General features: G+C 61.1%; 26 protein-coding genes and 2 pseudogenes. 20 read left to right on the forward strand and 8 right to left on the reverse strand.

Annotated features, from left to right (window positions below; translation table 11 throughout):
- The first annotated feature begins 122 nt into the window (after positions 1-122).
- From AAFN55_RS25245 to AAFN55_RS25255, 3 genes are all read left to right on the forward strand, one after another.
- Positions 123-605, forward strand: coding sequence for a HipA domain-containing protein (locus AAFN55_RS25245; RefSeq protein WP_347801756.1), 483 nt, complete (start codon positions 123-125; stop codon positions 603-605).
- Complete coding sequence (locus tag AAFN55_RS25250; protein WP_347801757.1) at positions 586-1,020, forward strand: HipA domain-containing protein; 435 nt, start codon at positions 586-588, stop codon at positions 1,018-1,020. Before AAFN55_RS25245 ends, AAFN55_RS25250 begins: the two co-directional genes overlap by 20 nt.
- 215 nt (positions 1,021-1,235) lie before the next feature.
- Positions 1,236-1,475: a sulfurtransferase TusA family protein gene (locus tag AAFN55_RS25255; protein WP_347801858.1), complete on the forward strand. Its 240-nt coding sequence runs from the start codon at positions 1,236-1,238 to the stop codon at positions 1,473-1,475.
- 315 nt (positions 1,476-1,790) lie between these two features.
- Here AAFN55_RS25255 and AAFN55_RS25260 read toward each other — a convergent pair whose 3' ends face one another.
- Positions 1,791-2,111 (reverse strand): multidrug efflux SMR transporter, encoded by a 321-nt coding sequence (locus AAFN55_RS25260; protein ID WP_347801859.1) that lies wholly within the window; start codon positions 2,109-2,111, stop codon positions 1,791-1,793.
- Between the two features lie 264 nt (positions 2,112-2,375).
- Between AAFN55_RS25260 and AAFN55_RS25265 the strand changes: the two genes are divergently transcribed.
- The 3 genes and pseudogenes from AAFN55_RS25265 to AAFN55_RS25275 all read left to right on the forward strand — a co-directional run bounded on the left by AAFN55_RS25265 (position 2,376) and on the right by AAFN55_RS25275 (position 5,563).
- Complete coding sequence (locus AAFN55_RS25265) at positions 2,376-2,537, forward strand: hypothetical protein (protein ID WP_347801758.1); 162 nt, start codon at positions 2,376-2,378, stop codon at positions 2,535-2,537.
- Positions 2,534-2,701 (forward strand): hypothetical protein, encoded by a 168-nt coding sequence (locus AAFN55_RS25270; protein WP_347801759.1) that lies wholly within the window; start codon positions 2,534-2,536, stop codon positions 2,699-2,701. Before AAFN55_RS25265 ends, AAFN55_RS25270 begins: the two co-directional genes overlap by 4 nt.
- Before the next feature lie 1,634 nt (positions 2,702-4,335).
- A pseudogene (locus AAFN55_RS25275) lies at positions 4,336-5,563 on the forward strand (ATP-binding protein).
- A 422-nt stretch (positions 5,564-5,985) separates the two neighbouring features.
- On the opposite strand, the gene AAFN55_RS25280 reads toward AAFN55_RS25275, so the two are convergent.
- Positions 5,986-6,693, reverse strand: a complete 708-nt coding sequence (locus tag AAFN55_RS25280; protein WP_347801760.1) for a glutathione S-transferase family protein — start codon at positions 6,691-6,693, stop codon at positions 5,986-5,988.
- A 108-nt stretch (positions 6,694-6,801) separates the two neighbouring features.
- Between AAFN55_RS25280 and AAFN55_RS25285 the strand changes: the two genes are divergently transcribed.
- Together AAFN55_RS25285 and AAFN55_RS25290 are read left to right on the forward strand one after the other, a co-directional pair.
- Complete coding sequence (locus tag AAFN55_RS25285) at positions 6,802-7,188, forward strand: helix-turn-helix domain-containing protein (RefSeq protein ID WP_347801761.1); 387 nt, start codon at positions 6,802-6,804, stop codon at positions 7,186-7,188.
- Between the two features lie 277 nt (positions 7,189-7,465).
- Positions 7,466-7,792, forward strand: a complete 327-nt coding sequence (locus AAFN55_RS25290) for a phage integrase N-terminal SAM-like domain-containing protein (protein ID WP_347801762.1) — start codon at positions 7,466-7,468, stop codon at positions 7,790-7,792.
- Positions 7,793-8,100: 308 nt separating this feature from the next.
- Here AAFN55_RS25290 and tnpB read toward each other — a convergent pair whose 3' ends face one another.
- Positions 8,101-8,412 carry an IS66 family insertion sequence element accessory protein TnpB gene (gene tnpB, locus AAFN55_RS25295; RefSeq protein WP_347801763.1) on the reverse strand — a complete coding sequence of 104 codons (312 nt, stop codon included), beginning with the start codon at positions 8,410-8,412 and terminating at the stop codon, positions 8,101-8,103.
- 275 nt (positions 8,413-8,687) lie between these two features.
- Here tnpB and rsgA (AAFN55_RS25300) point away from each other — a divergent pair.
- The 3 genes and pseudogenes from rsgA (AAFN55_RS25300) to AAFN55_RS25310 all read left to right on the forward strand — a co-directional run.
- Positions 8,688-8,906: pseudogene (gene rsgA, locus AAFN55_RS25300) on the forward strand (GTPase RsgA); the annotation flags it as partial.
- 70 nt (positions 8,907-8,976) lie between these two features.
- On the forward strand, positions 8,977-9,390 hold the full coding sequence (gene rsgA / locus AAFN55_RS25305; protein WP_347801764.1) for a ribosome small subunit-dependent GTPase A: 414 nt from the start codon (positions 8,977-8,979) through the stop codon (positions 9,388-9,390).
- A gap of 125 nt (positions 9,391-9,515) precedes the next feature.
- Positions 9,516-9,722 carry a helix-turn-helix transcriptional regulator gene (locus AAFN55_RS25310; RefSeq protein ID WP_347801765.1) on the forward strand — a complete coding sequence of 69 codons (207 nt, stop codon included), beginning with the start codon at positions 9,516-9,518 and terminating at the stop codon, positions 9,720-9,722.
- A gap of 747 nt (positions 9,723-10,469) precedes the next feature.
- Here AAFN55_RS25310 and AAFN55_RS25315 read toward each other — a convergent pair.
- Positions 10,470-12,272 (reverse strand): NAD(P)/FAD-dependent oxidoreductase, encoded by a 1,803-nt coding sequence (locus AAFN55_RS25315; RefSeq protein ID WP_347801766.1) that lies wholly within the window; start codon positions 12,270-12,272, stop codon positions 10,470-10,472.
- Between the two features lie 40 nt (positions 12,273-12,312).
- Positions 12,313-13,257, reverse strand: a complete 945-nt coding sequence (locus AAFN55_RS25320) for a MurR/RpiR family transcriptional regulator (protein WP_347801767.1) — start codon at positions 13,255-13,257, stop codon at positions 12,313-12,315.
- Between the two features lie 240 nt (positions 13,258-13,497).
- On the opposite strand from AAFN55_RS25320, the gene AAFN55_RS25325 reads away from it, so the two are divergent.
- The 9 genes from AAFN55_RS25325 to AAFN55_RS25365 all read left to right on the forward strand — a co-directional run bounded on the left by AAFN55_RS25325 (position 13,498) and on the right by AAFN55_RS25365 (position 22,316).
- On the forward strand, positions 13,498-14,328 hold the full coding sequence (locus AAFN55_RS25325) for an ABC transporter ATP-binding protein (protein ID WP_347801768.1): 831 nt from the start codon (positions 13,498-13,500) through the stop codon (positions 14,326-14,328).
- A gap of 1 nt (position 14,329) precedes the next feature.
- The gene (locus AAFN55_RS25330) at positions 14,330-15,181 is read left to right on the forward strand and encodes an ABC transporter permease (RefSeq protein WP_347801769.1); all 852 of its coding nucleotides are present in this window, start codon (positions 14,330-14,332) and stop codon (positions 15,179-15,181) included.
- A 66-nt stretch (positions 15,182-15,247) separates the two neighbouring features.
- On the forward strand, positions 15,248-16,411 hold the full coding sequence (locus tag AAFN55_RS25335; protein WP_347801770.1) for an ABC transporter substrate-binding protein: 1,164 nt from the start codon (positions 15,248-15,250) through the stop codon (positions 16,409-16,411).
- A gap of 73 nt (positions 16,412-16,484) precedes the next feature.
- On the forward strand, positions 16,485-17,570 hold the full coding sequence (locus AAFN55_RS25340) for a Gfo/Idh/MocA family oxidoreductase (protein ID WP_347801771.1): 1,086 nt from the start codon (positions 16,485-16,487) through the stop codon (positions 17,568-17,570).
- A 35-nt stretch (positions 17,571-17,605) separates the two neighbouring features.
- On the forward strand, positions 17,606-18,838 hold the full coding sequence (locus tag AAFN55_RS25345; RefSeq protein ID WP_347801772.1) for an amidohydrolase/deacetylase family metallohydrolase: 1,233 nt from the start codon (positions 17,606-17,608) through the stop codon (positions 18,836-18,838).
- Positions 18,835-20,013, forward strand: a complete 1,179-nt coding sequence (locus AAFN55_RS25350; protein ID WP_347801773.1) for a hypothetical protein — start codon at positions 18,835-18,837, stop codon at positions 20,011-20,013. The genes AAFN55_RS25345 and AAFN55_RS25350 overlap by 4 nt, the downstream gene beginning before the upstream one ends.
- Positions 20,010-20,789 (forward strand): SDR family oxidoreductase, encoded by a 780-nt coding sequence (locus AAFN55_RS25355; RefSeq protein ID WP_347801774.1) that lies wholly within the window; start codon positions 20,010-20,012, stop codon positions 20,787-20,789. The genes AAFN55_RS25350 and AAFN55_RS25355 overlap by 4 nt, the downstream gene beginning before the upstream one ends.
- A 122-nt stretch (positions 20,790-20,911) precedes the next feature.
- Positions 20,912-21,940 carry an alanine racemase gene (locus tag AAFN55_RS25360; protein ID WP_347801775.1) on the forward strand — a complete coding sequence of 343 codons (1,029 nt, stop codon included), beginning with the start codon at positions 20,912-20,914 and terminating at the stop codon, positions 21,938-21,940.
- Positions 21,941-21,950: 10 nt separating this feature from the next.
- A complete protein-coding gene (locus tag AAFN55_RS25365; RefSeq protein ID WP_347801776.1) occupies positions 21,951-22,316 on the forward strand; it encodes a RidA family protein in 366 nt (121 codons plus the stop codon).
- 149 nt (positions 22,317-22,465) lie between these two features.
- Here AAFN55_RS25365 and AAFN55_RS25370 read toward each other — a convergent pair whose 3' ends face one another.
- The 3 genes from AAFN55_RS25370 to AAFN55_RS25380 form a co-directional block, all read right to left on the reverse strand.
- The gene (locus tag AAFN55_RS25370) at positions 22,466-22,666 is read right to left on the reverse strand and encodes a hypothetical protein (protein ID WP_347801777.1); all 201 of its coding nucleotides are present in this window, start codon (positions 22,664-22,666) and stop codon (positions 22,466-22,468) included.
- Positions 22,667-22,816: 150 nt separating this feature from the next.
- The gene (locus AAFN55_RS25375; RefSeq protein ID WP_347801778.1) at positions 22,817-22,951 is read right to left on the reverse strand and encodes a hypothetical protein; all 135 of its coding nucleotides are present in this window, start codon (positions 22,949-22,951) and stop codon (positions 22,817-22,819) included.
- A gap of 155 nt (positions 22,952-23,106) precedes the next feature.
- On the reverse strand, positions 23,107-24,075 hold the full coding sequence (locus AAFN55_RS25380) for a hypothetical protein (protein WP_347801779.1): 969 nt from the start codon (positions 24,073-24,075) through the stop codon (positions 23,107-23,109).
- Positions 24,076-24,108: the final 33 nt, after the last annotated feature.

Genomic DNA, 24,108 nt, shown 5'->3' on the forward strand with positions numbered 1-24,108 from the left:
GGCGTTTCGCGGAGGCGGCTCCGGACAGTTGGGGACGCAGGCTGCTCGAACGCGCCTATGGCAATGGCCTCAACGAATTCGAGTATCTGACGCTTTCCGACGATGCCTGCCGGCAAGGCGCGTTGCGCTTTCTGGATGACAAGGGGGAGGTCATTCGCGGCAAGGCAGCGGACGCCGTTCCGCGTCTGGTCGATCTCGAAACCATCACGACGATCGCGCGAGCCTATGAGCAAGGCAAGGAAATCTCGTCCGAGGAAATGCAGGCGCTGGTCGGCGCCGGCGGCTCTGGCGGCGCTCGCCCCAAAGCCAATGCCAGGGACGGCGATGCACTGTGGCTGGCGAAGTTCACCTCGGTCCACGATCAACAACCGATCGAGCGCGTCGAGGTCGCAACCCTCCGCCTGGCGGCAGCCTGCGGTATCCGCACGCTTGAGACACGGTTGGAGTTGGCCGACACGCCGTTCCCGGTCGCGCTGATCCAGCGGTTCGACCGACGTGGGGCCGCACGGATTCCCTACATCTCCGCGCACCGCACTCGGCAAGACGGGGGTGGAGCTGGGCTCCTATACGGAGATCGTCGATTTCATGCGGGCTTATTCACCTGATCCCTCCGACGATTTCCGCGAACTCTACCGGCGTCTGATCTTCACGATCCTCGTGTCCAACAAGGACGATCACCTGAAGAACCACGGTTTCCTCTATGTGGGGGCGGGACAGTGGCGCTTGTCGCCGGTGTTTGACGTGAACCCGGCGCCGGATCGCAACCGGCATCTCGAGATGGTGATCCTTGAAGGCGGCCCCCATGATCGGTCGATCAACCTCTCACTGGAAGCCTGCTCGTTTTTCGAGATTCCCGAGGCTGAGGCTCGAGAGATCATCCGGGCAGTGGCGAAGCGCGTTTCGGACGGATGGCGGGAGGCCTTCAGACAGGTTGGCGTTTCTGGCGCGCTGGCGCGCGACTATGAGGCTGCTTTCGTTGGCGCAGAGATGGAAACGGCGCGGTCTTTAAGCCATATCTGACTAATAACTGCCGATTATTCGTCAAATATGAGAGGCCTCGGGGTCGATCCGCCTCGTGAACTCTGCTGCGCTGCTTCAATGGGTCATGGCACGAACCAAAGAACCATGAACCAGGGGCACCGTACTCAAGGCTACAATCTCAAGAACTCATCGTTGGGAAGAATGGGACGGGTCTATTGACGACAGGTTCGCAGAACGGCCATCTTGCCTCGGTCATGGTGGCACGAAAACTCGATCTTACGGGCCTCAAATGCCCTTTGCCGGCGCTGAAAACGCGCAAGGCGCTCAAAGGATTGAGCCCGGGGGAGCGGATGGAGGTGCATTGCACCGATCCGCTGGCGATAATTGACATTCCCAATCTGCTCAATGAAACGGGCGACAGCCTTGAAGCGACGGAGCGTGACGGTGATCGCTTCGTGTTCCTAATCGAGAAACTGCAACCACGAACGACGTGATATGGTTGCGTAACCGCCCCTGTGGTCGCAAGTCTGCCCCATCGAATTGCCCGCCTGCGGCAAATCCCGTCTGGACGCGCCGTCGCTTGCCATATGGCCTCACCCCGTCCAGATACGAGAAGGGCAGGCAATAACCATTGATGTGATGACCGGGATCGACAGAGAGAAGCTTGGCGGCAGCAGCGCACGGAAAATCTGTGAGATGATCGTTACCGTTGAAGACCTGAAGGCTGGAGATTAAGAAGCCGGCAGAGGCGGAATGAGCACGCGTCACCTGAGCGGAAGGGCTATCTGGTTATCGCACCGAATAGCGCATCAGTGGCTTACGGATTTTGAGAACACGTTGATCACGACGACGCCTGCAAGGATCAATGCGAGACCGACGATGGCAGCAAAATCCAATGATTGCCTGAACCATACCCAGGAGACCGCAGTGATCAACACAATGCCGAGCCCCGACCATATCGCGTACACTACGCCTGTTGGCATCGTCCGCATAGGAAACGACAAGAACCAGAAGGCAGCGGTATAGCCGATAATTACGATCATCGTCGGCAGTGTCTTAGTGAAGCTTTCCGAGCGCGCCAGTGCGGTCGTAGCAATCACCTCCGCAACGATCGCGACAAGCAGGAACATGTATGATCTGGTCAAGCTGACTCCTTACGGGACCTGCGACTTAGCAGTCGATTGGATACACGGGAAGTCCAGTATGGGGCCTTATAGCCTGCACGGAAAAAAGCCCGCCACTCCGGATAGACGACGGGCTTGGAACTGAGACGATAGTGTTCAGCTAGATCGTACTGATTTGCGGTCGTTCCGGTCAGCCTCGATCGCTTGACGAATACGGCCCGCCCACGACGCTGTTTCAGCACGGCGAAGTGCCGGACATGGAGTAGAGACGTGAGCGACGAACCGCAGAAGTCCGACGCGCCGATTCGTGTTCCAACCGGCATCGTCGAACATTGGTGCGAGCATGACGGCTGTCGCCGCTGGGGAGCATGGTGCTTCGCACGCGGCCGGCAAACCGTCTGGAATTGCATCGAGCACAGGCCCGACGAATGAGCACACCCGAAGAGCGCGACGAACTGGTGAAACTGATTAGGCAGGCATTGGACGCCGCCCGCGCACTCGATGACGATTTGAGCGCGCACCTGCTGGAAATGGCGCTCGATGAAGCCGCCTTGTCCGCCAGAGAGGCCCGCAAGAAAGAGCAGCCAAGCCCCTAAACGAAAAAAGCGCCTCCAGCCGAAGCTGCGTCAACTCTGATCGGCGAGACGCCATCGATCGGCAAGCGTTGATCTGGCGCTTCGTAGATCACCAAGCGCAGTCTGAATTCCGACTGTGACCTCGTGAACGTCCCGCTCTCGGAAGCGGAGCGCAAGGTCACGTGCGGTCACCAGCAGAACCTCAATATCGTCCGGCTTAGCCAGTTCGTCGCGATGGAATCTCGGCATGTCGCCCCCTAACCGTCGCAAAGAACTGAGTCGGAGGGGAAACGTTCCGAACTCGTGAGAATCATAGGTGCGACGTCATCCTCTGGAGCAGCACACTAGGCTCTCTTATGCCAGACTGGAAAAGCGCAATCAGCTGCGCGGCCCTGTTATCCACTTCATCTCGCCTGTCGCTGTCGGATGACAGTTCAGCCAAAACCTGTTCGAGCATCGTCATGTCGGCGTCATCCAGGACACCTGAAGCTCTAGAACGTATTGGCATATCTGATCCCTCAGTCATCCCTGTTCTGCTTTAGACCGGAGACCAGACGTGTCAAAGCAAAAAAGCCCCACCACCTTTCGGTTTACATTCCTGGAACCACCGGGAGAGCGATGTCTTGAGAGTGTGATGACGTAAACGGAGGCCCACATGCTGCCGACCAATATTTTCTGGAGACGCACCGACGTTCACGGCCTTGAGCGTCTCTCTATTTCTCCAAGTCGAGACACGGCCAAAGGTGTCATAATCAACCTAGAAAATGGAGGGGCCGAAGTTCGGCACCATTGGCAATTCACCGATCACTGGCAGGTTCTCAAGCTGAATGTACAGCGATGCGACCGCGAAGGGGAGCACCAGGTGCACATCGCGCGGCGAGGACAAGGGTGGGCAGTGAACGGGAGGATCGGCGTGACCTCGATGGAATTGAACTCGTTGATCTCTCGCTCACGCCGTTTTGTAATACCTTCCCGATTTCCCGCATGTTGCACGAAAAACTGAACACCGCGACCTTGGACGTCATCTATATCCTGCTTCTGCATCGCTGGAACTTCCAGCCTCGGCCACCGTTTGGTGACACTGTCGCCGTGTTCCCAAACTTGCGCGCTGCAGGCCGGCGCTTCTCCAGGTCCTTTGAGGTGCGGGCCTTCTTCTCGCGTCAGACCGCGGTCATCTGCTCATTGCAACACGGTAGTGACAACGCTTGCTGGCTTGTGGCATGTCGCCCATGCGGCGGGCCGTCGGCCCGCAACGCGGGTCGGCATTCAGCAACGCTTTCCGTGGGGCCACACGGAAAGCGCGACCTGCCCCGCCCCGAATTAGGTAGGCTTACCTTTCGTTTGGGGAATGGCAACCGAGACGAGGAGGTGCGCCGGTGCCTGCTCGCGTGGCTGCGCTAACGCGAGATCCAATCGCCAACGACCCCGCCGCGCGGCATGCCATCGTGACCATGCAAGCGTTACGTTTGATTACAGACGCTGAGTAACCTTCCAAATCTGGAGCGTCACGGCGATGCTGAGGCGTGAGATGCCGGCTTTCAATTGGTCGGACTCAAACTTTCAATATGCTGGACAACCGATTTCATCTAGTCGGGCATTGACTTTCAATGGGTCGGGCTCTTACTTTCGAACGGTCGAGAGAGGTTGGCCGCAGAATGTACCCTCGGTTCGCGAAGACCAGAATAGAAGACGCGCTGTCCGACACCCGGGTTGTTCTCATCTCCGGTCCCTCGGCAATCCGGCAAGACAACGTTGGCGACGGATATCGCAGCCGACAAAACGCCATTTCTTACCTTGGATGATGCGACCGTTCGGCGGTCCGCAATAGATGATCCTGTCGGGTTCATCCGGGGGCTGGATCGTGCCGTGATCGACGAGGTCCAACGGGCGCCTGAGCTGATACTGGCGATCAAGAACGCGGTTGACGATGACAAGACGCCTGGAAGGTTTCTTCTCACAGGGTCTGCCAATCTAATGACCATTCCGAAAGTGGCGGATTCTCTCGCTGGTCGGATGGAGATTGTCCGGCTACTGCCCCTTTCGCAGGCGGAAATCCTTGGCAAGAAATCGCGCTTCATTGACAGGGCGTTCTCGGCGCAAAAACCTGCCGCTGGCCCAATGATCGTAGGACGCGATCTTGTCGAGGCCGTTGTCTCGGGCGGGTATCCGGAGGCTCTCGATCGGAAGAGGTGGGGACGAAAGCAGGACTGGTATCATGGCTATCTCGACGCGATCGTGCAGCGTGATGTGCGCGATGTGGCCCAGATCGAACAACTTGCCATCATGCCGAAGCTACTGGCGGTTCTTGCAGAGCATTCGGGTCAACTGGTCAACTACACCGGTATCGGCAAGACACTTGGGCTCAATCATGTGACCACCCAGAAATATGTGCGCGTCTTCGAAAGCCTCTTCTTGGTGCACACTCTGCAACCCTGGTTTACTAATCGGTTGAAACGACTGACCAAGTCACCCAAGTTGCACTTCCTCGACGCCGGGCTTCTGGCCGCGATGCGCGACATATCTCCGGATGCTATTGAAAGGGACAAGCCCCTCTTTGGTCCGATCCTTGAAACCTTCGTGTTCAGCGAACTTCGCAAGATCGCCTCCTGGAGCGATCAAAGGTGTTCGTTCTCGCATTTTCGCGACAAGGATAAGAACGAGGTCGATGTCGTGTTGGAGAACCGGCGAGGAGAGATCGTCGGGGTCGAGGTAAAGTCGTCAGCTACGGTTTCCGCGAGGGATTTCTCCGGCATGCGCAAGCTTGCGGAAGCGTGCGGAAAGAAGTTCGTTCAAGGCCTTGTTCTTTACGATCACGACCAAGTCGTTCCCTTCGCCGATAACATGTTCGCCGCCCCGCTCTCGTGCCTGTGGAGCGCGCCATGAACTTGATGGAAAATAATGCGCCGAGGACCTTTCAGACCTCCTCTACAATTTACCGTCTGTCGCCCTTTCGATCCCAAACATGTTGAAGAAGACGAAACGTCATCCGGACGCAAAGCTCGCCAAATGCCGCGCTCTCTGCAAGGCCGGCGTGCAACGAGCCGCGGCCGGACATGCTGAACATCACCACTCAAGTGCGGTAGTCACCGGATGTGTGGGATTGAGCGGACGAAGGGAAACCAAGCGCGAGTCTTGCGGTGATGGCAATAAAGCGCAGCTATGACTGCCTCCGGCTTCATGACGGACGTTCGCAACAATTTGTGCTGATCCTGTAAGCTGCCGGCAAGTTTGATACAGTGGCGCTTATTGGGGGAAGGATTTCGCGCGCGGCCCGCATTTCTGATCGTGGCCACGCGCTGTGGTCGCTACTTTGAGCCGAACCGGTCGATCACTTCCGTCAACCCGACATGGCCTTGGCACGGCCCATTGCCTGACGACATCTCGCCGTTCTCCAGCGATGTGGCATAAATGACCGCCGGATCGGCTTCGATGCGGCCTCGTAGGGCAGCGAGCTTTGGCCAGCGCGCCTTGTCGGCCACCTGATGGAAATCGAGCCAACGGGCGACACCGATCAGAATGCCGTCAGCTAGTGTCGGATTATCGGCGATCAGAAATCGAGTGCTTCCAATCATCTCTTCAAGCCGATCGTGGCGTTCGATGACGCCTTCACTGCCCCATTGTTTCAAGGCGGATTGCATCGCCGGGTTGGGTTGCTGCATTTCCATCGCAGCCCAAAGGGGACCGAACGCTCCGGTAAATCCTGTGTTGATGAACGCCATCAACTGCCGCATACGGTCGGCCTCACGCGACAGTGGGTCAAAGCTGATTCGTCGTTCCGTATCACGCGCCTCCAGCCATGCAGCGATGGCCATGGTTTCGGTGAGCACGTCACCTTGATCGGTTATCAGTGCGGGCGTCTCGACGCGCGGGTTGATCCGCTTGTAGGAGGTATCACGCATCTCGCCGAACATATCGACGCGGCAGAGCCGGTAAGGCCTGCCCATCCATTCGAGAGCGGCGACGAGCCCCATGGAGCTTCCCGCCGGGAAGCCGTATATGAGTATGGGTTCCATGTTCTTGTTCTCCGTGATTTCTTCTGATCACGCTGCGCAGCGGAGCCGGACCTTAGCGGGTGGCTTGGCCAAGTAAATTACGCACCTTTTTGTAACCATGAGCTGCTGATGAAAGACCTTGTTTCCCGTTGCCCGATCGAAGAGGTCATGCAGGTTCTCAGCGGTCGATGGCCGACGTTGCTGATCTATTATCTCCAGGAAGGTACGAAGCGGTTCAGCGATCTCCGCCGGGACAATCCGACGATCTCCCACAAGATGCTGACGTTTGAACTGCGGAAACTGGAGGACGCTGATATCGTTCGCCGTACTGAATTTGACGGCTATCCGCTTCGTGTCGAGTACGATCTTACTCCGGCGGGAGAAAGACTGCTGCCGCTCATCGATGCGTTAGGCGATTGGTGGGAAAGCACCGAAGGCAACATTGAAGAACCGGCCGCAGATAACTTGGACATTGCAGATTCACAGTTGGGCAGTCCTCGTGTAATCGCAAACTGAATATCTGCCTGACATGTCCCCACCTTCGTCTGGCTGCCCGCTCCCCTCTTTCTTCATAAGCGGATGGGCAGTGCTACATTAAATTTGAGCATATTTGCGGTGGGTTCGACCCCGTGAACGGGCGAACTCTGGCCGGAACGGCAACTCACGACCTCACGCACGAACCCGCTCCGCGGGAGGGGCGCCACGGCCTGAGATGGCGTAGTATTCATAGCCTTTGACCGGGTAGCGGCGGGCAAGCCGACCATAGAGTTCCCTTCAACGAGAGGAACTCGCCATGGCTACCCTATCGACCGATGCACCAATCTCGCCACTAGCGCATGCACCAAGACATGCTCATGCGGGCCTGGGTTCCCATACGCAGCAGGATTACGTTAGTCACTTCCGGCGCTTTGCCACGTTCCTCGGACGCACGCCCGACACCGCGAAGCCGGAGGGCATCCGTCGCTTCCAGCTTGATCAGCATGAAAAAGGCGTCGGCCCCGTGACAATCAACGGTGCGGTCTCAGCGTTGCGGGTCCTGTTCCTAGTGACGCTGAAGCGTCGGGACCTGGCGCGTGCGCTGGTGATCAACCGTATCCACGCAAGCTGCCCGAGGTGCTGAGCGTGGAGGAAGCGGCACGACTGTTCGAGCCACACCAGGCCTCAAGCACAAGGCCGCGCTCGGCGTCGTTTATGGCGCCGGCCTGCGCGTGTCCGAGGACGCGCATCTCAAGGCCGACGACGTCGATAGCACGCGCATGCCCGGGAGGTCGACCGCTGCGATGTCGTTGGCCGAGAACCAGCGCTCCCTAGCATCTGGACGCGAGGTGATGTGTCGAAGCGGCAGGACGAGCAGGGAAGACGGCTCGGCAATGTCGGAGATGGCTGCCAAGAAGGCAGGGCTGGCAACGGGCAGGACCGTTGCGGACATCAACAGCAGATGCTCGGTGGCGCGCAAGGCGGGTGCGCCGACGTGGATCGCGGCATCCATCGTGTCGAGGCGCAAGTCGAAGGCGGTGATACGCCTGGGCCGGCAGACCAGACGAACTTGCCAGCCTCCAGACACTTCCCGTAGAGCGACATGCCGATCCCGTCGTGCCACAGGATCTTCACCAGATCGCCGCGCCGACCCCACACGATACCGGACTCCTTCCGTTGTGCTTGGTGTTGCTTTGTGTGCGGCAGCGCCTCATTAAGCGCTGCCTGAAGTGTCCAGCGCGGCTTGAACAAGGGAAATAACATTGACCAAACAGACGATCGAGGCGGCACTCATCGGGTTGGGCTGGTCTTCCTTCTTCGGCGACCAGATCGGCGAAACAGAAGCGGGCCTCGTGCCCGTGCGCATTACTCATATCCATCGCAACCGAATGAGCGGCCATTCCACCGATGGTCCGGTCAATCTCGCATTGCCGGCCAACAGCGCCCGCGATTATGCGGTGGGCGACTTCGTGCTCGCCGAACCGCATGATTTCCTCGTGCGGCGGCGGCTCGCCCGCACCTCTCTCCTCACGCGACGAATGAATGACGGCAGCATCCAGCTTTCCGGCGCCAACATCGACACACTGTTCATCGTTACGTCCTGCAACGGTGATTTCAGCGTGCCACGCCTCGAACGCTATTTGGCCATGGCCCGCCAAAACGAGATCGCGCCGGTTCTCGTTCTCACCAAGGCCGACACGGCGGCGGAGACCGGCCTATTTGTCGCGCAGGCGACCGAGCTGGCGCGAGACCTGCCGGTGGTTGTGGTCGATCCGCGCCGGCCCGACGCTCTGACAAAGCTGCAGCCCTGGCGACACGGGCAAGACCGTGGCGCTCACCGGGTCCTCAGGGGTTGGCAAGTCGACACTCGTCAACACGCTGGCGGCAACGGGTCCGACCCAACGCACCGGCGCCATTCGCGCACACGATTCCGCAGGACGGCATACGACGACGGCACGCTCCCTGCATCGAGTGTCAGGTGGCGGCTGGGTGCTCGATTCCCCCGGGATCCGCTCGTTGCATCTCGGCGAGATGGCTGAGGGCTTGGATGTGGTTTTCGCCGAGATCGCCGACCTGGCGGCCCAGTGCAAGTTTCGCAATTGCACGCACTCCCACGAGCCGGGCTGCAGCGTGCTCGCGGCCGTCGCGCGTCGGGAGATCGACGCGGAACGCTTCTCCCGTTGGCGTAAGCTGCATGACGAAAACATTGCCGCTGGTTCGCCCAGGCCTGGCCGTCGCTAAAGTCCCCCCGCTTCCATCGCATTTACACATCACTTGCATAGCATACTCTGTAGAGGAATACGCTGCGACACGCATGATTGCAGCATGGACATCCGCGAGTTTTTTTTGCACTGAACCTCAGGACCATGCGACACGCAAAGCGTCTGTCGCAGGAGGAACTCGCGCACCGTGCCAGGGTGCATCGCACCTATGTCAGTTCGCTGGAGCGAAGCCAGTACAGCCCAACAATTGACACTTGGCCAGCCTCGCCGAAATCCTGCGGCAGGTGCATCAGGAGCGTGCTGTCCGGCTTGAATTCCACTTGCGGCCGCGCAGCGATCAGGGCCTCGTAAAGCGGGTGCTTGTCAGGCCCGGTGACGGCGATCTTGGAAAACATCGGGCGCCAAGATCAAGCACTGGATGCGCCATGCTCAGAAGCGCACAACCGAGGAGACATGAACCGCCCCGGGTTTGCCGGAGGCTCCAACTTCCAAATAGGATGGAGCCATGACGAGCAAAAACGACGAACAAGTTTTCCCCTGAGGTGCGCGAGCGTGCGGTGCAGCCAGCTTTATCGGAGCCGCCGCCCTGCATGACGCCGCCCTACCGACGCAGGAGACTGGACCTTCAACGCCTCGATCAGGATCGCCTATCAACCTGCAAGTCTGCCTGCCCGCCAGACCGCCATGCGCGGTTCCATCGCTTTGGCGCCAACATTTACGTCTTAAGGGGATTTGAGCAATGACCAAGGCATCAGGCTTTCGCTTTGCGACACTTTCTGCCGCGATCTGCCTGTCTTTCCCGGCTGTCGCATAGGAGGCGCCGCACCCCCAACGACCACAGCGAAATTCCAGGCCTTGACGCTGCGTTGCGACAACGCGGCCAGCGCTCCTCCCACCGGATCTGCGAAGTCGCCTGGACCAGCGCGACCCCCCAACGGCAAAAGCACGCTCGCCCGGGTGTCGTAGCAAGGGGCGGCGGTGTCGTGGCAGCTCGGGCCGGCAGAGGGGATTGAGCCTCTAGCAGGATATGGATTTACTTGAGCATCCGCTGCTCTGGACCAGGCCGGGCAGCGTTCCTGGTTTGGCGGGGAGTGTTGATTAATATCCTCGGTCCAGATTTCGAGAAAGCGGGGTGCGGTAAACGGGCGTAGGGATGCGCTCCATGCGCGCCTTGATCTGCAGCGCGACGAACTTCGAGAAGAAGCGCGACAGCGCCAGATTGCCGCCCTGGAACCACAGGCCCTCCTGCGCGACGGGCTTGTACATGTTGCGCAGCTCGCCGTGCCAGGGGCCCGGATCGTGGCGCGTGCCCGATCCAAGGCCCCAGCAGGTGCCGATGGCGCCCGCGACGTCGCGCGAGACGATCGCCGCCACAACTTCGTGCATCGACTGGAAGCCGGTCGACTGGATGATAACGTCGCATTCGATCTCCGATCCGTCCGCGAAACGGATGGCGTTCGGCGTGAGACGGTCGATCTCCACGCCGGGTTTTATCTTGATCTCGCCGTCGATGATGAGTTGCGACGCGCCGACATCGACGTAATAGCCCGAGCCGGTCCGGTAGGCCTTCATCATCAGCCCCGTCTCGTCCGGGCCGAAGTCGAGAAGGAAGCCGGTATCCTCCAGCTTGCGATAGAAATCCGCGTCACGCGCACGGATGCGGTCGTAAAGCGCCTTTTGTTTCGGTGGTTGGAGGGCGAAGGGGATAGCAGCCGCGATCATATCGGCACGCTCGGCGTCGATACCCTGCGCGATGGCGTCCTCCGAGTAGATGTCGAACGCCATGTCCATCAGCGTTTCGGACCGGACGACCGTGGTCGGGGAGCGTTGCACCATGGTCACGGCGGCGCCTGCTTCCCACAAATCGACCGCGACGTCGTGGGCGGAACTCGCGGCGCCGATTATGGCGACGCGTTTGCCCGCATATCCGGATCCGTCCGAATATTTGCTTGAATGAAGAATCTCGCCATCAAAGTCCGAAGCGCCCGGCAGGTCGAGCAGCTTCGGCGGGCCGTATGCGCCGGTTGCGAACACCAGTTGCGCCGGCTTCAGCGTGATCGGCCGGCCGTCGCGAACGAGGTCCACCGTCCAGCGTTTGACCTTGTCGTCGAAGCTGGCCGAGACGCATTCGGTGCCGCCCCAGTAGGTCAGCTCCATAACCTTGACGTACATTTCCAGCCAGTCGCCCATCTTGTCCTTGGGCGTGAACACCGGCCAATTGTCCGGGAAGGGGATGTAGGGCAGGTGATCGTACCAGACCGGGTCATGCAGGACGAGCGAACGATAGCGGTTGCGCCAGGAATCGCCCGCCTTGGCGTTCTTCTCGACAATGACGGTGGGAACCCCGAGCTGTTTGAGGCGCGCACCGAGCATGATGCCGCCCTGGCCGCCGCCGATGACCAGGCAGTAGGGATCGGCGCCTGCTTCGAGCGCCGCCGCGTCTTCGGCGCGCTGCTCGGCCCATGTCTTGCGGTTGCGGTCGGCACCGTGGCGAACGCCCATCGGCCGGCGGGATCGTAGGGGCTCCTCATGACCGGCAAGCGATTGTAGCGTCGTCAGGATCGTGACGCATCTGCCGTCTTCAAGGGTGAAGATGCCGCTTCCCTCGCCGGCCGCCGTCCTGAACTTGAACCACGCCTGGACAGGCGCCGACCCGCCTCCAGACACGTCCGTCACCTGCCAACTTGATGGGCTGGTTGCCGGCAGGGTGGCGTCGAGCATTGCGGCGATGGCCGGCTTTCCTTCCATCGTCTTCACGTTCCAGGTGAAGGCGACGAGGTCACGCCAGTAACAATCGTCGGCGAACAGCGCCAGGGTCGCGGCGGCATCGCCGTTGGAGAGCGCCGCGCCGAAGCGCGAAAGCCAGGCGGATGCGACCGAGGCGGGTGATGTATCGAGCATTCGACCTATTCCAAACTGCGCGGCGGACGCCGCCTGAAACTCAATCGCCGAGCGGCTCTGACGCCTTGCCCTTGCGATGCGTGACGACGGTGTACTTGATCCGACGCAGCGTCTCGCGGGCGGCTGGCTCCAGTCGGTAGCCGACCGCCGTGGAAACCAGGTCGAGAATGGCGAGGAAGGCATAGCGCGAAGCGGTCGGCTTCAGCGCGTCAGGAAATTCGGGCACATCGACTGTGAGAGCAAGATCGACCGCGCCCGCGAGGTCGCTGTCCGGCGCGGTAATAGCGATCGTTTTGGCGCGATAGTGACGGGCGAGTTCGACGACCTCGACCACTTCGCGCGTCCGCCCCGTGCCGGAGATCGCGATCAGGAGATCGTTCGGCTTCAGCGCGGATGCCGCCATCTTCATGATGTACGGGTCGGAGTGCGCCGACACGACGACGCCATAGCGGAAAAGGCGATTTTGCGTTTCCTGCGCCAGCGTGGTGGAACTGCCGCCCAATCCGAACACAAGCACTTGATGCGCCTCCGCCACGAGGTTGGCGGCCCTGAGTATGTCCGCCGGGTCGATGCTGCGTTCGACGGCGGACAAGGCATTGCGCGCCTCACCGAAAACGACGTTCCAAAGTGGGGAACTGTCCTCGCTCTGCTCACGCGGCGATACAGGCGCGAGATAAAGTCGTCCGACGACGAGGCTTTGTGCCAGTTTCAGCTTGAAATCCCGCACGCCGTCGCAGCCGATGCCCCGGCAGAAGCGGGTGACGGTCGGTTCGCTCACATCGGCGCGCTTGGCAATCTCGGCGTTGGACGCATCGACCGCGAACGTTACGTCAGCCAGCACGACGTCCGCGACACGACGCTCGGCGGGGCGAAGTTCCGCATAGGAGTCCTTGATCTGCGAGAGAATGTCCGGGATGGGCTTCGAATATCGCTCGGTACCGAGGTCATTCGCCTTCGATTCTTCAGCGCCGATTCCTGTGTCCATGTTCGTGGTTCCGTCACGCATCCTGTGCGAGGCCAAGCGCTTTCCAGAGAAGCTTTTCATCGAATATGTAGGAAAGTTACGGAATGCGCAACCGCTGGAACCCTTTATATGCAACGGGATTGCTGGCAATCATCGTGCGCTGAAGTTCGCAGCTTGACTCGTCGTGTCGGATAGTTTCACACTGAATAAAGGCAAAAGCTCCGCTCAAGGAGCTATCTTCCAGCAGGGGTGCTTGGTGTGATGACAGCGGGGAAATCCGCAGAGCCGAAACTGAGCGTCGTGGGCGCGACGAAACTGTATCATACGCGCTCGGGCGATCTGCTTGCCCTTGATCGCTGCTCCCTGGATATCGGGGCAGGTGAAATCGTTTCCATCGTCGGGCCTTCGGGATGCGGAAAAACCACGCTGCTGTGGTCCATATCGGGACTGCACGGGCTCACAAGCGGCGAAGTGCTGCTCGACGGCAAGAAACTGACCGGCCCGAGCCCGGAAATCGGCATCGTCTTCCAGGAGGCGAACCTCCTGCCGTGGCGCGACCTGGACGCCAACATCAACTTTCCCTTCGAGATCAAAGGGACGCGTCCCGACCGCGCCTGGATCGCCGAACTCCTGAAGCGCGTCGGGCTCGAGGGGTTCGGAGGCAGGTTCCCGCGCGAGCTTTCCGGCGGTATGCAGCAGCGTGTGGCGCTGGTTCGCGCGCTCTCCTACAAGCCGTCGGTGCTGCTGATGGACGAGCCGTTCGGCGCTCTCGATGCGTTCACGCGTGAGGAGATGAACCGGCTGGTCGAGGAAATCTGGCTCGATACGCCGACTACCATCGTGCTGATCACCCACTCGATCGAGGAAGCGATCTTCCTGTCGGACCGCGTCGTGGTGATGAGCCCGCGGCCGGGGCGCGTGGCGAGCATCCACGAGGTCAAGTTTCCGCGCCCGCGTTCGCTGGAAATCATGTCCACCAGGGAGGTCTTCGACCTCACGAACACGATCAAGATGGAGATCGTCGGGGCGCGGCAGAGCCGTTTCCCGCAAGGCGGCGTTTCGGAAAACGCGACGGCGCGCGCGGCGGAGTGAGATGCAAGTGAGCGATACGGACGCGATCCCCAGTTTCGGAGCACAGCACGGCGGCTCTGCGGAAGTCGGCATCTCGAATATGTCCGCGCTGACGTCCGGACCGGGCATCGGGTCCTTGAAGGAGGTGATGGCGATCATCCTTGTTGCGGTGGTGGTGATCGGCGGGACCGAGGCACTGCTGACGATGTTCGAGGTGCCGCAATATGTCCTGCCCAAGCCCAGCGAGATCGCGCTGGCGCTGGTGACCGAATTCCCGCGCATCGCGCCCCACCTCGGTCACACGCTGGTCGAACTGCTCGGAGGGTTCGCGATCGGAGCCACCGTCGGTCTCGTTCTGGCGGCCGTCATTACGCAGTTTCCCTTCGCCGAGAAGATCGTGACGCCCTACATCCTGCTGTTGGTGACGACGCCGATGCTGGCGCTCGTGCCGTTGCTGATCCTGCGTTTCGGCTTCGGCTACGAGCCGCGCATCATTGCCGTGGCGCTTGCATCCGGCCCGATGGTCATGATCAACGCCGCGACCGGATTCCGTCGCGTGGATCAGGGCAAGATCGCGCTGGCGCGTTCCTATGGCGCATCGACGTTCCAGATATTCTGGAAGATCCGTGCCCCGATGGCGCTTCCGATGATCTTCGTCGGGCTCATGGTCGGCTCGATCTTCGGGCTTCTCACGGCTGTGGGCGCCGAAATGGTCGGCGGCGGGTTCGGTCTCGGCAACCGGCTCACCTCCTATTCTTCCATGATCCAGATGCCGCAGTTCTTCGCGGTGGTCCTGATCCTCTCGATTTTAGGCATCCTGATCTACGTGATCTTCTTCCTGCTGGGAAAGAAGTTCGCGAGCTGGGAGGCCTGATACAAGACCCGACGCCGGGAGGAATGGCCTCGGGAAACAAGAGCATTCATCAAAAGGGGAAAGGCAATGAACACGTTCTCTATGTCCGGCAATCTCTCTCGCCGCACCTTCCTGCAAGTGTCCGCCGCTGGCGTCGTGACGGCGAGTTCACTGGGCGCCGCCGGCCGCGCCTTCGCGGATCCCTATCCCAAGTTCACCTGGATATCGCCGCGCGGCACGCTCGAAGTGCTCGACGACTATCCCTATTGGATAGGCAAGAAGATGGGCTACTTCGACGATCTCGGCATCGAGACCGACATGCAGCCCGGACCTTCGGATGGCACCGCCACCGTCAAGTTCGTCGATGTCGGTCAGGCCGACATGGGCTTCCCGTCGCCGGGCGTATTCTCCTTCGCGCTCGAGAACGACATGAAACTCAAATCAGCGTTCCACATGGGCGCCAAGGACACATTCAGCCTCGCCTTCCGCAAGGGCGAAGGCACGAACGACCTCAAGACGCTCGAAGGCAAGACCATCCTGCTTGGATCGGCCGCCTGGCAGGCGATCGTTGATCCCATGCTCGCCGTTCAGGGCGTCGACGTGACCAAAATCAACTATGTGGAGGCGGGATGGCCGACCTGGGCGACGGCGCTGAAGGCGGGGCAGGGCGACGCAGCCCTTGGCTGGGAGGGCCTCCGCGCCGAATGGATCGGGACCGGACTCGATTTCGAATACTGGCTCGGCGTCCAGAAGTCTCCGCTCTTCGCCAACACCTTCGTGGTTCGCGCGGCCGATCTGGAAGACCCCGACAAGAAGGCCTTCCTCGACAGATATCTGCGCGCATGGGCGATGGGCATGGAGTTCGGCTACCAGAATCCGCGCGCGGCGGTGGAAGCTGTCTTTGAAGAATTCCCAACGCTTGCGAGCAATATCGGGCCGGAACTGGGCGTTACGTCGATCCTGCAGCAGATCAACGTTTTCCGTGGCGACATGGACAAGCGTGCCGGCTGGGGCGACCACGACATGGCGGCCTGGCAGCTCTTCTTCGACGAAATCTACAAGCTGAAGCAGATCACCAAGGAAGTGAAGGCCGAGGACGTCTGCTCCAACGACTGCATCGCAGCGGCCAACGACTTCGACCACGACAAGGTCAAGGCGGACGCCGATGGCTACGAACTGAGCGACGAATTCGCCGCGATCGACGTCGAAGCTGTCAGGTCGGGCCTCTACGACCAGGCTGTTCCGGGCTGATTGTTTCCGAGAAGACGAAAAGCGGGCGGCTTGCCGCCGCCCGCCATCATAGAAAACAGGATGGGAGGGCCTGATGGCCGATGGAGTGAAAGTTCTGGTCGTCGGGCTTGGCAATATGGGGGCCTCCCATGCGAGCGCGTATCACCGCAATCCCGGCTTCGAGATCGTCGGGCTCATGAGCCGCTCGATCAAGTCCAAGACGATCCCGGACGAGCTTTCGGGCTATCCTCTGTTCGAGGATTACGAGGAGGCGCTGGCTGCCACGAAGCCCGATGCGGTTTCCATCAACACGTGGCCGAACACCCACGCCGAATATGCCATCAAGGCGATCGATGCGGGCGCACACGTGTTCATGGAGAAACCGCTGGCGACCAACATCGAGGATGCCGAGGCGGTCGTGAAGCGCGCGCGCGAGAAGAACAGGAAGCTGATGCTCGGCTATATCCTGCGCGTCCATCCGAGCTGGATGAAATTCATCGAACTGGGCAAGACGCTGGGCAAGCCGCTGGTGATGCGCCTCAACCTCAACCAGCAGAGCAACGGGCCGGCCTGGGGCTGGCACAAGAACCTGATCGACAGCCTGATCCCCATCGTCGACTGCGGCGTGCACTATGTCGATGTCATGTGCCAGTTGACCGAGGCCAAGCCGGTACGCGTGCACGGCATTGGCGCCAAGCTGTGGGACGACGCGGCCAAGCAGAATTACGGCCATCTCCATGTGACCTTCGACGACGGGTCGGTCGGTTGGTACGAGGCGGGCTGGGGACCGATGATGAGCGAGGAAGCCTTCTTCGTGAAGGATGTCGTGGGGCCGCGCGGCGCGGTTTCGATCGTGCCCGGCCATTCCGAGGGCAAGGACCAGCTCGCCGATATTTCCGATTCCGCCGACATCGACAGGCACACCAAGACCGATGCGATCCGCTATCACCACGCGGAGGTCGGGCCGGACAAGAATTTCGTGAAGAAGGACGAACTCTTCTCGATGGACGACGAGCCGGGTCATCAGGAACTCTGCGACCGCGAGCAGGCGTTCTTCCTGAAAGCGATCAAAGAGGATCTCGACTTGAGCGATGCGATGGATGCTGCGGTGAACAGCCTTCGCATCGTGCTCGCGGCCGAACAGTCGATCAATGAGAAACGCGCCATCGAACTCGCCTGAGCGTGGTCATCGGCGATGCGGCATCAGAGGAACCCATGAGCAAACCGGTGGACATGCCGAGCTACGACCTCCTTCTGAAAGGCGGTCGCGTCCTCGACGAGCGTAACGGCGTGGACGCGGTCATGGACCTCGCCATCGGGGCGGGCAGGATAGCGGCTGCCGGTCGCGATCTTCCTGCTGGCAAAGGCGCTGTCGTGGATGTGAGCGGGACGATCGTCGCGCCGGGTCTCATCGACATCCACACCCATGTCTATCACAAAGCGACATCGCTCAGCGTCGATCCGGGCTTCATTGCGCGGCGATCGGCCACGACGACGCTCGTCGACGCGGGCAGCGCCGGCGCCGGGAACTACGATGGCTTTCGCGACTATGTGATGGCCCATTCACCCTATCGCATCTTCGCCTTCCTCAACATCTCGTTTCCCGGCATCTTCGGTTTCGACAAGGGCATTTCCATTGGCGAGGCAACGCTGCGCGAGATGCTTCCCGTTGATCGCTGCATCGCAACGATCGAGGCAAACCGGGACCGGATCGTCGGCGTCAAGGTCCGGATCGGTGGGCCGGTGACCGGTAAACTCGGGCTGGGCGCGCTTGAGCTCGCGCTGGAGGCAGCCGACGCGGTCGGGTTGCCGCTGATGACGCATATCGGCACCGCGCCGCCGAGCTACGAAGACGTCGTATCCATGCTGCGGCCAGGCGATATTCTCACCCATTGCTTCCGCCCCGAACCCAATTCCGCGCTGGGAGCGAACGGCAAGATCATGCGCGCCGTCCGCGATGCGCGCGAGCGCGGCGTCCTGTTCGACATCGCCCATGGCATGGGCGCCTTCGGCTACGAAACGGTGGAGGCCGCGCTTGGCGACGGCTTCCCGCCGGACCTCATCTCGTCGGACGTGCATGTCATCGCCGTGGAAGGCCCCGGCTACGACCTGCTGCACACGATGAGCAAGTTGCTGAACTGCGGGCTTTCGCTGCCCGACATCATCGGCATGTCGACCAGCCGGCCCGCGCTTGCCATCAGACGGCCGGATCTCGGGCATCTCGGCATCGGAGCGCCCGCGGATATCACCGTGCTGAGACAGGTCGACAGGGACTATTTGTTCGAGGACGTGGTCGGAGCAAGACGCCAGGGCTCGACCTTGCTGCAGCCGGTCGCGGTCTATCTCGCCGGCCGGGAGATGGAACTCGCGCGACGGCCATTCGAGGAACCATTCGTGTTGGGCGCGGGACGGCCCTCAGCGCAGTCGTGTTGTGGAGAGCAGGTGTGAGCTACAAGGCGATCTACACCTATGCCTGGGATCTTGCCGAGACAGGCGTTGAAGCCGCGACGAGCGAATTTCGTGCGCTCGGGCTGGATACAGTGACGTTGGCCGCCAGCTATCACGCCGGCAAATTCCTGCGGCCGCATGGGAAGTCCGGCAAGGTCTATTTCCCGGACGACGGAACCGTGTACTTCACGCCCGATGCCGCACTGTACGGCGACATCAAGCCCGTACCCAACGGGTTGCTCGGCGGGCGCGACATGCTGCGCGAAATGACCGACCGAGGCGGCATGGCGGTCAATGCCTGGCTGGTGCTGCTGCACAACACGCGGCTCGGCATGGCGCGTCCCGATGCCGTGGTGCGCAACGCGTTCGACGATCCGTATGTCTACAGCCTGTGCCCGTCTGCGCCGAAGGCGCGTGCCTATGCCGTTGGCCTCACCCGCGACGTCACCGAGAACTACCCGGTGCGGGGCATCACGCTGGAATCGCCGGGCTTTGCGCCTTACGCGCATGGCTACCACCACGAGTTCGCGCTGGTGAAGTCGAACCCCTGGCTGGAGGGGATGCTGGGCCTCTGCTTCTGCGAGCATTGCCTTGCGGGTGCTGAGCGGTCCGGCATCGACGCGCGCCGGCTCAAGGCTGAGGTCGCGGCCGATAGTGAGGCATATCTCGACAGCGACATCGACTACCCACCGGACATGGCAGAGGCATTCTGGCGGGCGGATGTCGCCTCGCGGGGAGATTTCCGCCGCTATCTCGATTTCCGCTGTGATGTCGTCACCTCGCTCGTGGCTGAGATACGAGCCGCGGTGCGGAAGGACGTGGAAATCGCCGTGATCCCATCGGTGTCCCGCCCGACCGCCGGCGCATGGTACGAGGGCACAGACCTCGCGGCGCTTGCCGGCACGGCCGGTATCATCGAAGCCTGCTTCTACGAGCCGAGCGCCGAGCGCGTCAAAGTGGACCTCTTCGACATCCGCAGGCGGGTGAAGGGCAAGGGCAGTCTGCGCGGCATCCTGCGGCCCTCGCACCCCGACCTTTCAACCCGAGGCGAGTTCCTGGCGGCCGTCGAATCGTTGCGTGACGGTGGGGTGGACGGGCTGGCATTCTACAATTGGGGTCATCTGCGCCAGGCCAATCTAGCGTGGATCGGCGAGGCTCTGCGAGGCGCGTCATGAGTGGGCAGTTTGCGGGCAAGACCGTCGCGATCACCGGCGCGGCCGGCGGCATCGGCCAATGGCTATGCCGCTTCTTCGGCGAGGAGGGCGCCGTGATCGCCGCGCTCGATCGCAACGACAGGGTTGTCGAGCTCGCGCAGGGGCTCATCGCAGAGGGTATCGAGGCGAAAGCGGCCGTGGCCGATATAGCCTCGGCGGATGCGGTTCGGGATGCGTTCGCGACATTCGGCGAGGTTCATTTTCTGATCAACAATGCCGGCGTGTCGCGGCACCCGACATTGGTTGCCACCGATCCGAAGGGTTGGGAGGAGGATATCGCCACCAATCTCAATGGCGCCTATGCCTGCGCCCATGCCGTGTTGCCTCGGATGGTGGAACGTCGTGCCGGGGCCATCGTCAATGTGGGTTCGGTCAACGGGCTGCTCGCGCTGGGCGATCCCGCCTATAGCGCTGCAAAGGCAGGTTTGATCGCAATGACCAAGGCGCTGGCGATGGAATACGGGCGATACGGCATCCGGGCCAACTGCATCCTGCCGGGAACGGTGCGCACGCCGATCTGGGACGAGCGCCGCGCGAAGGATCCCAACGTTCTCAAGATGCTCGAGCGATGGTATCCGTTGGGGCGTATCGTGGAGCCGGAGGAGATCGCGCGCGTCATCGCCTTCCTTGTTTCCGATGCCGCCAGCGCCATCACCGGTGCCGCCATTCCGGTCGATTGCGGTCTGACAGCTGGCAACATAGTGATGGCGCGTGAACTCACCGTCGAGGATTTTTAGCATGTCGGCACTATGCTCGTTTCGTCCAAGAGATTCCTGCGATGAGTAGCGAATTACCCGATGCCGTACGGTCGCGCCTGCGCCCGCTCGACCGCACGCTTGAAACGCTGGAGACCCCGGCGGTGCTCATCGACGCCGATATCGCGGATGCGAATCTGCACCGGTGGCAGCAGCGCTGTGACCAGGCGGGGCTCGCGAACCGGCCGCATATCAAGACGCATCGCACCGTTGCGTGGGCTCTGAGGCAGGTCGGACTCGGAGCGAAGGGCGTGACGGTACAGACCGTCGGCGAGGCCGAAATGATGTGCGACGCAGGGATCGACGACATCTTTTTGACTACCAACACGCTGGGCAGCGCGAAGCTTGCACGCCTTGGCGAGGTCGCACGCCGCACCCGCCTGTCGGTGGTGGCCGACAGCGCGGCTGTCGTCGACGGCATAGCGGCGGCGGCCCGTTCGGGGAATGCGCAGATCCGTGTGCTCGTCGAATGTGACACGGGTGGTGGGCGTTGCGGCCTTGCCGATCCACAAGCCATCGTGGAACTGGCTCGGCATATCGATGTTGCGGACGGACTGACGTTTGGCGGCCTGATGACCTATCCGGCAGCCGGACAGCGGGCGAATTCGGAGGCCGCGTTGAACGCTGCGCTATCGGCATGTCGGACCGCAGGCCTGGAGGTGGCGACGGTTTCGTCCGGCGGCAGTCCGGACATGTGGAGCGACGAGGGGCTCATGCCCGTCACGGAATATCGCGCCGGCACTTACATCTACAACGACCGCGCGCTGCTCGCGCGGGGCACCGCGACACCGGCGCAGTGCGCCATGTCGATCCTCGCGACAGTGGTTTCGCGGCCGACCCCGGATCGTGCCATCATCGACGCGGGATCGAAGGCGCTGACATCGGACTTGCTGGGCCTTGATGGCTACGGTTCGGTGATCGAGCATCCCGAGGCGGTGATCTACCAGCTTAACGAGGAGCACGGGCTGATCGACGTATCTAGTTGCGCCAAACCGCCTAAGGTCGGTGACCGTATCCACGTTCTTCCCAACCACACCTGCGTCGTTTCGAACCTGTTCGACGAGGTGTTCATCGTCAGTAGCGGCAAGCTTGTGGGGAGCTTGCCTGTCGATGCCCGTGGCAAATCCGCATGAAGGAAAACGCATGACCAGACAGCATTTCGGAACATCGCACGTGCCGCTTTCTCCAGCAGTCAGGGCAGGCGATTTCGTTTTCGTGTCAGGTCAGGTGCCGGTCGACAGCGAAGGCAAGATCGTCGAGGGCGACGTGGGCGTCCAGACCCGGAAGGTGCTGGAGAACATCACGACGGCGCTTGCCTTGGCCGGATGTTCTATCTCGGACGTCGTGAAGACGACCGTCTGGCTGAAACATGCCGAGGATTTCGCCGGCTTCAACGCCGCCTATGCGCCGTTTTTCCCGGAGAACCCTCCCGCCCGTTCGACGGCGGAGTCGCGTCTGATGATCGATATCCTGGTAGAGATCGAGGCCATCGCCTATAAGCCGCTATAGCTCGCGCAGCATTCGCTGCGCCCTCGATCACCGCGCCAGCCTGTCGCGAACCGGTGGCAGTCTTTCCCGCACTGCGTCGGCGATGTCGGGGTCTTCGCTTTCGATGGCCATGGCCATCAGGAAGAATCGCATCGGACATGCACGCATCCTCAGGCTTCTGGCAGGTCGTACGAGCCGAGAAGATAGCGGTCTCGACCCTTCAGCGCGGCATACCGCGTCGCCTCGAATATCGCCGTAGGATGCTCGCGCCATATTCGAATGTCGCGCGGTTTGAGATCGATCCAGACGTCTCCGATCGGATGCAAGCCGGCCTGTTCTGTGAAGTTCAGGTCCTTCCATGCAACGCGCATGTTTCCCCTCCCGTTTCCGCCATCGTGGCGCGAGGTGGCGGAGTGCGCAAGGCGACAGGATATTGATCCTCACCCGTTTTACACCGGTATTGATTTCATTCGGCAATCAGGCGCGGCTTCAACCGCGGTTTTACAGCGAGCGCCTTGAAATCAATCAAAAACGGCTTGCTTCCCAAGCACCTCATCGACCTCGCCGATCTTGGTGCCATTGGCTCCAAGCACATCCACGTCTTTCAATGCAGCAACCCACTGGTTAAATTCAGTCACCGTAACGTCATCAGCCACCAGTCACACGCGGCACCCCACCTTTGCCGCACAGTCGCTGTCACGACGGGAATGTTGGATCGTCTTGTCGGAACATCGAGCCAGCGATGGATACGCCGCGAACCTCCCGTCCTTGTAAAGGCAGCTACGAGGGTCCCTTTGCCATCGAAACATTGTCAGTCCGGGGTCGGAATCGTGGCCACCTCAAGCGGCACATAGCCGTCGGAAGCGCTGAGACGCTCGAGTGTCGTCTTACCCGTCGCGTGCAGATAGTCGACCGCTTCGACGAGAAGCGGATGTATCAGGTCGGCGGGACCGAGCAGATGGCTTTCGTCGCCCTCCCGACAGGACAGAAATGCGGCCCGATCCGGCGTGTCTGCATAGGAGCGTACGATATAGGTCCTGCCTGTCCTCGAAAACTCGAGTATGTCGTATTCGTAGTGATATTCATGGAAGCCGTGCTCGTCGGGCTCGGAGGCATCAACATGGCGATTGATTGCGATTTCCATTGCCGGTCTGTCGCTGCCCGGTGCAGTTCCCCAATCGACGGTCTCGCCCGCGTGCTGGAATGCCCGGGTGAGTATGCCGAGGGCTGTGCCGAGTACTTCAGCGCTGGCGGCGGCGAACAGGATCCCGTCGCCGTCCACGGCGGGGGCGATAAGTAGGCGGGCATCTGCTGGAAAGCCGCCGCGGCTCCAGTCCCTTGTTTGGCGAAGTCTGCCCAGCGTCTCGTCGGTCGGCGTGTCGCCCTGCAGCACCAGGGCTGTCTGCCCCTGAAGCTGCCAGTCCCGCGAAAAGAGTTCAGCGACGCCGGCCGGATCGAGTGCGACCGCGAGGTCGGCCGGCCACCTGCGGGTAAGACGCTGACAGATTCTGACTGGCAGCGCCGGCTTTGCAGGGGCAAGTCTCCTGATGCCGGTCGGCATGTCTTCCGGAAAGAACAGACGGAATGCGACTGGCCCCATCGAGGCCGCGACCTCGGACACGATCTTGATGATGGGGGCAGGGACACCTGCATCGACCGGCGGCGGCTCCATAATCCAGCTGAGCAGTGCCGCACAGCTCAACGCCGGCCTGAAGTCGGCCGTTTGCCAGGCGGGTTCATCCCATGAACGATCAATCCGGACAACGACAGGTATGTTCATGCAAGTTTATCGATGGAAGATGCACCAGTGCAG

It is taken from the genome of Mesorhizobium sp. CAU 1732, assembly GCF_039888675.1.
Classification (GTDB): domain Bacteria; phylum Pseudomonadota; class Alphaproteobacteria; order Rhizobiales; family Rhizobiaceae; genus Aerobium.